This is a genomic window from Massilia sp. CT11-108 (assembly GCF_047302915.1).
Classification (GTDB): Bacteria; Pseudomonadota; Gammaproteobacteria; order Burkholderiales; family Burkholderiaceae_D; genus Telluria; species Telluria orientalis.
Genome location: NZ_JBKYMO010000267.1, coordinates 1 through 7,852, shown reverse-complemented (window position 1 = coordinate 7,852; position 7,852 = coordinate 1). Strand labels below are relative to the sequence as shown.

The following is a 7,852-nucleotide window of genomic DNA, read 5'->3' as shown; positions in this document are numbered from 1 at the left end:
GAGCTGGCGCTGGCCGCCGCCAAGCGGCGCCATGCCGGTATCGCGTTCGCGCAGGAGACGGGCGGGGAGTCCGCGCACGAGCAGCTGTCCCTCATCGGCGACATGCGGCGTGCGCTGGCGGCCGGCGAATTCACGCTCGCTTATCAACCCAAGCTGGCGCTGGGGAGCGGGCGCATCGTGGCGGTGGAAGCGCTGCTGCGCTGGCAGCATCCGGAGCGCGGCAGCATCGCGCCGGCGCGCTTCATCCCGTTCGCCGAACAGACGGGTTTCATCCGCGAGATCACGCCGTGGGTGCTGGAATCCGCGGTGCGCCAGGCCGCCGTGTGGCATGCGGCGGGACTGGACATCGCCGTGTCGGCGAACCTGTCGACCCTGGACCTGCTCGATCCGCACCTGGGCCGGCGCGTGCGCGGCCTGCTGGAGCGGCATGCCGTACCGGCGCGCCGCCTGTGCCTGGAGATCACGGAAAGCGCGCTGATGGACGATCCGGCGCTGGCGCAGGCGCACCTCGATGAACTGGCGGGCCTCGGGATCAAGCTGTCGATCGACGACTACGGCGTCGGCCAGGCGTCGCTGGCCTACCTGAAAAGCCTGCCCGTGGACGAACTGAAGCTCGACCGCAGCTTCATCACCGCGATCACGGAGTCGCCGCGCAACGCGGCCATCGTCGAATCGACCATCATGCTGAGCCACGCACTGGGATTGACGGTCGTCGCGGAGGGCGTGGAAACGCCGGCGGAACTGCGCTGGCTGCGCGAGCACGGCTGCGACATCGCGCAGGGTTACGGTATCGGCCGGCCAATGACGGCGGCGCAGCTGCAGGACTGGCTCGCCGGGTTCGCGCGCCATACTGTGGTTTGAACTGCCGTCGCCTGAAGAACGTCAGGCGAGGAAGTCGAACGCCGACATCGGGCGGCCACCGTTCATCAGCCCGAACAGCGAATTGCTGCCGGCATTCGCGTACTGCTGCACCAGGTTGCTGGCCTGCGCGTTGACCGCCTGCGTCATCTGCGTCTTCTTGTCGGCGAGCGTGTCGCGGTCCTTCGCCACGGCCGCGGCCTGGCCGGCCAGCGTGCCGCCCGTCGCCAGCTGCTGCGCGATGCCGGTGCCCACCTTGTCCGCGAGTCCCGAGCCGCCGTTCGCGAACAGCTTGGCCACCCGGTCCGGGTCGGCGGCGATGGCGGCGTCAAGCTTCGCCGCATCGACCGCCAGCTTGCCGTTCTTCGTACTCACGCCAATGGCCGCCAGCGCGGCCGGATCGACGCCGCCGACGAGGCGCGTGACCTGGTCCTGGATCTGGGCAAGCGTGCGGTCGGAGGCGGTGTCTCCCGACTTCAGCGCGGCCAGGCGGCCCGGCAGCGCGTTGACGGCGTCGGCGAACGCCTTGACGTTCTTCGCGATGGCCGTGTTGTCGCCGGCCAGCGTCACGGTGCCGGCACCCTTGGCCTTGAGGTCGAGCGTGACGCCGGCGATGGCGCCCGTGAGCTTGTTGCTGCCGCTGGTGACGGTCTTGCCGTCGACGTTGACGACCGCATCCTGCGCGGCACTCGCCTGCGTCACCGCGCCGCGCGCGCCCGGCTGGTAAGACAGCAGCGCCTGCAGGGCCGGATCGCCGGACACGCCGATGCGCATGGCATTCGCCGCGCCGGGCTGGCCGGTGAGGCTCAGCGCGACGCCCTTGTCGTCGGATACGAGCTTCGCATCGATGCCGGCCGCCTTGAACGCGGCGGCGATGCCGTCCGGCGTGTTGTCGGGCGCGCCGATGCGGATGGTCCTGGTGCTGCCGCCCGCTTCGATCCTGACGACGGTCGGCGCGCCGCTGCCGATCGTCGTCGTGGCCGTCGGCACGCGGATCGTGACCAGTTGCTGGGCCTGGGCCAGCTGCTTGACGTCGATCTTGTGCGTGCCGGCAGTCGCGCCGGAAGCGGTGATGCGCGCGTCGAGGACCTTGCCGTCGACCTGCGTCGCGAGTTTCAGGCCGCTCGCGGCGAGGGTTCCGGCGACGGACCTGACCTCGTCCAGCACGTTGGCCAGGCGCCCGAGCGTGGACAGGCGCGCGTCGTCGCGTTTGATCTGCGCGTCGATGCCCTGCAGGCCCGTGTTGCGGGCGCTCAGCGACTTCACGGCGGCGCCGTACAGGTCGGCCAGGCCCTGGTTGGCGTTCGCCGTCGTCCTCGATGAAATGGTGGTCGTCATGGCTCGATATTATCGCTGCAAGCTTGCCGTTTCATTTACCGAACATCGTCCGGTTTACCCGTCAATCTCCGCGTTTGCCGCAGCGGTGGGTGCCTCGACGAAGCAAGCGACGGCGCCGACGACTTCACCCGCTTCGTCGCGCAGGGGCAGGGCGTTCATGACGACGTGCAGCCGCTCGTCGTCCGCAAAGCGCACCGTCAGCGTCTCGTCGCGCACTTCCTCGCCGGTGGCGGCGGCGCGCTGCAGCGGCAACTGGTCGAGGGCCAGCAGCGTGCCGCCCGCATACACGGCGAAGGCGCGGTGGCCGGGCATGTCCGCCGTGGGATTCTCGCCGCGGCGCAGGCGCAGCAGGCGCTCGGCGGCGGGATTCGCCTTGATGCGCCGGCATTCGCGGTCGCTGGCGACGAACAGCGCGGCGGGCGCCGCCTTCATCAGGCCTTCCAGCTCGTTCGTGCGGCGCTGCTCGCGCCGCTCGCTGTCCTTCAGGGCGCCGGCGAGACGCTGCTGTTCGGTGATCTCCTCGACGACCACGGTCACGCCCAGCAGGGCGCCGTTACGGTCGACGACCGGGTAGATGCTTTCGCGCCATACGCGACGCACATGCGCCTGGGCCGGCGTCGCGCCTTCGAACACGAAACCGAGGAGGGGCGTGCTGCGCGCCATGACCTGGCGGATGCGCACTTCGGCGGCGGGGGCGATGTCCGGAATGACGTCGTGGATCGATTTGCCGATGTGGTCCTCGGCCGACAGGCCGTTGATCTCGGCGAGCAGGCGGTTGATGCGCACGTAGCGCAGGTCGAGGTCCAGCACGGCCAGTCCGACCGGCACGTGGGCGAACGCAGCTTCCAGGGTCAGGATGGCGCGGTGCGTGTCCAGGCTGTCGCGCCGGGCGTCGCCCAGACGCTGCTGCTGCCATCCCAGCAGGATGGCGATGACTGCCGCGAGCGGCATCAACATCAACAGGAGTTCAGCACTGACAACGGGCACGGCGGTCTCCGCAATACATCGATGGGTGTTTCACAAAATATCATTTCTTTTGCGAAATTCCTAATGTATGTACACCGGCGGCGACGCTGAATGAGGGAAGTGGAAATGCAAACCTTTACATATGTGGCGACGCAACATCACCCGGAATCTATGTAACAGTAATTTTACGTATTTCAAAGATTTGTCCGATCAATAATAATCGGCTGCATCAAGAAGAAAGAGGAGACCCATGTCATTCCTGATCGTTCTCGCCGCGCTGGCGTTCCTGATGTTCGCCGCCTACCGCGGCTACAGCGTCATCCTGTTCGCCCCGATCGCCGCCCTGGGCGCGGTGCTGCTCACGGCGCCGGACGCCGTCGCACCCGTATTCACCGGCATCTTCATGGAAAAGATGGTCGGCTTCGTCAAGCTGTACTTCCCCGTGTTCATGCTGGGCGCCGTGTTCGGCAAGGTGATCGAGCTGTCCGGCTTTTCGGAATCCATCGTCAACGCCGCCATCCGCTACATCGGCCGCTCGCGCGCGAACGCGGTGATCGTGGCCGTGTGTGCGCTGCTGACCTATGGCGGCGTGTCGCTGTTCGTCGTCGTGTTCGCGGTGTACCCGTTCGCGGCGGAGCTCTACCGCCAGAGCAACATCCCGAAACGGCTGATGCCGGGCGCCATCGCGCTGGGCGCGTTCTCGTTCACGATGGATTCGCTGCCGGGCACGCCGCAAATCCAGAACATCATCCCGACGACGTTCTTCAGGACGACGTCGTGGGCCGCACCCGTGCTGGGCACCGTAGGCTCGCTGTTCATCATCGTCGTGGGGCTGTCGTACCTGGAGTGGCGCCGCCGCGCGGCGCTGGCGCGCGGCGAGGGCTACGGCACGTCGCTCGTCAACGAGCCGGAACGCACGCAGGCGACGTCGCTGCCGCATCCGGCGCTGGCGATCCTGCCGCTGATCGTCGTGGGCGTGGCCAACTTCATCCTCACGCGCATGATCCCGCAATGGTATGGCGATTCGTTCACGGTGCCGGCCGAGATCCTGCCGGGCGTGCACACGCCGGTGACGGCGACCATCAAGACCGTCGTCGCGATCTGGGCGGTGGAAGCGGCGCTGCTGCTGGGGATCGTCGTCGTGATCCTGACCGCGTTCCGGCGCGTGAGCGCGCGTTTCGCGGATGGCTCGAAGGCCGCGGTCGGCGGTGCGCTGCTGGCCGCGATGAACACGGCGTCGGAGTATGGCTTCGGCGGCGTGATCGCGGCGCTGCCGGGCTTCATCGTCGTCAGCGATGCCTTGAAAAGCATTCCGAATCCGCTCGTGAATGCGGCCGTGTCGGTCAGCTCCCTCGCGGGCATCACGGGGTCGGCGTCGGGCGGCATGAGCATCGCGCTGGCCGCGATGTCGGACCTGTTCATCAAGGGCGCGCAGGCCGCGCAGATCCCGCTCGAAGTGCTGCACCGCGTGGTGTCGATGGCGAGCGGCGGCATGGATACGTTGCCGCACAACGGTGCCGTCATCACCTTGCTCGCGGTGACGGGGCTGACGCACAAGGAATCGTATCGCGAGATTTTCGCGGTGACCGTCATCAAGACGCTGGCGGTGTTCTTCGTGATCGCGTTTTATTACGTCACGGGACTTGTATAACTCGTCGTTCCCGCGAAAGCGGGAACCCATACTGAGCATCAGGATTCAGCTCAGCATGGATCCCCGCGTTCGCGGGGATGACGCTCAGCCGCGCTTGCGCTTGTACGCCGCCGCCATGCCCAGCAACGCCGTCATCGCGAGCAATGCGCTCGACGGCTCCGGCACCTCGGCCGCCGCCGCGGTGGCGGCGGTGATCGTGAACGTGTCGCCCGCGCGCAGGCCGCGCGTATCCAGCAGCCAGTCGCTGGCACCCGGCTCACCCAGCGCATTCCCGAACTGGAACTCGGCCCACTCCGGCGCGCTGAACACGACGTTCGCCATGTGCGCACCGTACGTCGTCGAGCCGACCGTGCCGAACGCCGGCGTCACGCTGCCGGCCGTGAAGAAGGCGATGCCGTTCAACGAGAAGCTGAATTCATCGAGTGCGGTGCCGGCCAGGTTGCGCACGAGCGCGTTGAAGGCGAGGGGCGCTGCCAGGTCGCCGGCTTCCAGCACGAAGCTGAACGTCGTCGGCGTGAACGTGGCGAGGTCGAGGTCGAACGAGGCCAGGCCCGCGCCGCTGTAATCCGTCACCGTATTCGATCCCGTGGTGCCGGTCAGGATCGCGGCCTGGGACAGTTGCGGCAGTGCCAGCGCGGCCGCCAGGGCGAATGCGCCCATCAGTTTGTTGTTCATGTCGGTTCCTTTCGATGGCGGATCAGAGCGGGCCCTTGGCCCACGGACCGGAGATCGCGAACGTGATGCCCGGCGTCTGGATGTTCACGAACAGGTAGCGGCCCGTCGGGTCGAAGCAGGCGCCCGCGAACTCGTTGCCGCGGTGGTCGCCGGCCAGCGTATCCAGCTTGCCGGCTGCGTTCAGTTGCGACGTCGTCAGCTGCACGTTGTTCTTGGCGAAAATGTAGGCGTCACCGCCCTGCGTGATGCCCATCAGGCGCTGGCCGTAGCCGAAGGCGTCGGTCGTGGCCGTGGACGCGTCCTCGCAGATCAGGATGGCGTTGCGCGGGCTGACCGTGAGGTTGTCGCCCATATTGCCCACCGTCGTGTTCGGGCTCGAATAGATGCAGCGGAAGACCTGCGTGGCGAGGTCCAGTTCCCAGATCGCGCCGCGCGCCACGCTGCCGCCCGACGTGTCCATCACGTACATCTTGCCCTGCGCGTACCAGATGCCTTCGCCGCGGTTCATGCGCAGCGCGCCCTGCAGCCAGCCCTGCACGAACGGGCCGGCCGCGTTGTTGATCGTCGTGCCGGACGGCCCCGTCGCGTTGCCGCGGTTCTGGTCGGGATTTGCGATCGGGACCCATTCCAGCACATAGGCGTCGCCCTTCAGCGCACCTGCCACGTTGGCGTTCGGCGTCCCTTGCACCCGCGCCATCTGCAGCACGCCGCCGCGCGCCAGCGCGCCGTAGCCGCCATTCCTGTCGTCCGGGATGTAGCGATAGAAGCCCGACTTGCCCGACGAATCCTCCGTCATGTAGACGATGCTCGTGGCCGGATCGACGGCCGCCGCTTCGTGCGCGAAGCGTCCCATGCCGACGATCGGCTGGCCCGTCGTCTGCGTCGTGTCCGGCGACACTTCGAACACATAACCATGCTTCTTGCCCGAGGCAGAGACTCCATCCGAGCCGATTTCCTCGCACGACAGCCACGTGCCCCACGGCGTGATGCCGCCCGCGCAGTTGCCGTCCGTGCCGCCCAGGCTCGGGGTCACGCTGACCCACGCGCCGTCGCGGAACAGCAGATTCGTCGTGCCGCCGCCGAGCACCGTGGTCGCGCCGGCGCTGCTCGCGCCCGTGTCGTACGCGCCGAACGCGTTGATGAATTTGTTCGGGCTGACGGCGTGCGCCTCGTGGTTGCGGATCAGGACGAGCTCCGTGCTGCGGCCCACCTTGCGCGCCAGGACGACGCCCATGCCGTCGTGCGCGGCGGGGCAGCGCTTACCGTCGGTCATGGTGTCGCCGGTCCAGCCGAAGCTCTTGTACGTGAAGCCGGCCGGCAGCTGCAGCAGCGGCAGGCCGGTCGTCAGGTCGTTGACGGGGGCGATGGGGCCGTATGGGCTGTCGATCAGGGCGCTGACGCCGCCCGCGGCCAGCGCTTCGCGCGCCTGCAGGGCGGCGAAGGCGCCGACGAAAGGTAACGTGCCCATGCTCTTGAGCAGATTGCGTCGCGACGGCGAGATGTCGTTGTGTGTCATGCTGAGCTTTCTCCATAGGGATGGATTGCACCGGCACTTGGCGGCCGGTTTGCGTGCCGGGATGGCACGTGCTCATGCATTAAAACAAACGAAAACTACCGTTCGATGACAGCAAAAAGACAATAATCAGACGGGCGTGACGACCCGTACGACCGTCTCGCCATAGTCGCGGAAGCCCATGCGCAGGTAAAAGTCGTGGGCGGCCTGGTTGGCGCTCATCACGTGCAGGAACGGGATCTCGCCGCGCGCGAGCTGGCGCATGATGAGCTTTTGCATCAGGCGTTTCGCATGGCCGCGGCCCTGGTGGTCGGGGTGCGTGCAGACGCCGCTGATTTCGCGATAGCGGCCCGCCGTCGTGCGTTCGCCGGCCATCGCGACGAGGCGCCCGTCCTCGAACAGGCCGAAGTATTCGCCCATCTCGATCGTGCGCAGGCCGAACGGGCCGGGGCGCGTCAGCCGGGCCAGCGCCAGTGCCTCTTCCGCGTTGGCGGGGCCCAGCGGCAGGGCGTCCGGTGCGGGATCGTCGGCCGGGCCCGGGCGGCCATCCCACGCGAGGCGGAACATCTTCGCATCGACCTCGATGCGCCAGCCGTCCGGCGCGGGACCGGACCAGACGTCGCAATAGAACTGCTCGCCGGGCGTGCAGAACGGGCGCAGCGCGGCGAAATCGGGCCGCTCGGGATCGGGAAAGCCGACGATGGGCGACAACCCGGGCGCATAGCGGCGCGCCCGGTCGGTGCCGGTGGAAAGATGGCGGTGCGGGCCGTCGAGGCAGTTCCAGAAGATGTTGTCGAGCGGGTGGGTCATGCTGTCATTATGCAGGCAGCTTCAGGATCCAGTCCAGCAGC

Annotated in this window: 7 protein-coding genes; 2 read left to right on the top strand and 5 right to left on the bottom strand. The window is 67.6% G+C overall.

Annotated features, from left to right (window positions below; genetic code table 11):
* Nucleotides 1–861: putative bifunctional diguanylate cyclase/phosphodiesterase (locus ACEN88_RS19700; protein ID WP_413342243.1), on the top strand; the 861-nt coding region annotated here is incomplete at its 5' end.
* A gap of 21 nt (nucleotides 862–882) precedes the next feature.
* Here the strand turns inward: ACEN88_RS19700 and fliD are convergent.
* Complete coding sequence (gene fliD / locus ACEN88_RS19695; RefSeq protein WP_413342241.1) at nucleotides 883–2,196, bottom strand: flagellar filament capping protein FliD; 1,314 nt, start codon at nucleotides 2,194–2,196, stop codon at nucleotides 883–885.
* Nucleotides 2,197–2,250: 54 nt separating this feature from the next.
* Nucleotides 2,251–3,183 carry a PAS domain-containing protein gene (locus ACEN88_RS19690; RefSeq protein WP_413342239.1) on the bottom strand — a complete coding sequence of 311 codons (933 nt, stop codon included), beginning with the start codon at nucleotides 3,181–3,183 and terminating at the stop codon, nucleotides 2,251–2,253.
* 229 nt (nucleotides 3,184–3,412) lie between these two features.
* Between ACEN88_RS19690 and ACEN88_RS19685 the strand changes: the two genes are divergently transcribed.
* A complete protein-coding gene (locus tag ACEN88_RS19685; RefSeq protein ID WP_413342238.1) occupies nucleotides 3,413–4,813 on the top strand; it encodes a GntP family permease in 1,401 nt (466 codons plus the stop codon).
* 84 nt (nucleotides 4,814–4,897) lie between these two features.
* Here ACEN88_RS19685 and ACEN88_RS19680 read toward each other — a convergent pair whose 3' ends face one another.
* The 3 genes from ACEN88_RS19680 to ACEN88_RS19670 form a co-directional block, all read right to left on the bottom strand.
* Nucleotides 4,898–5,488 carry a PEP-CTERM sorting domain-containing protein gene (locus ACEN88_RS19680; RefSeq protein WP_413342236.1) on the bottom strand — a complete coding sequence of 197 codons (591 nt, stop codon included), beginning with the start codon at nucleotides 5,486–5,488 and terminating at the stop codon, nucleotides 4,898–4,900.
* A 22-nt stretch (nucleotides 5,489–5,510) separates the two neighbouring features.
* Nucleotides 5,511–7,004: a PhoX family protein gene (locus tag ACEN88_RS19675; protein WP_413342234.1), complete on the bottom strand. Its 1,494-nt coding sequence runs from the start codon at nucleotides 7,002–7,004 to the stop codon at nucleotides 5,511–5,513.
* A gap of 126 nt (nucleotides 7,005–7,130) precedes the next feature.
* A complete protein-coding gene (locus ACEN88_RS19670) occupies nucleotides 7,131–7,811 on the bottom strand; it encodes a GNAT family N-acetyltransferase (RefSeq protein ID WP_413342232.1) in 681 nt (226 codons plus the stop codon).
* Nucleotides 7,812–7,852: the final 41 nt, after the last annotated feature.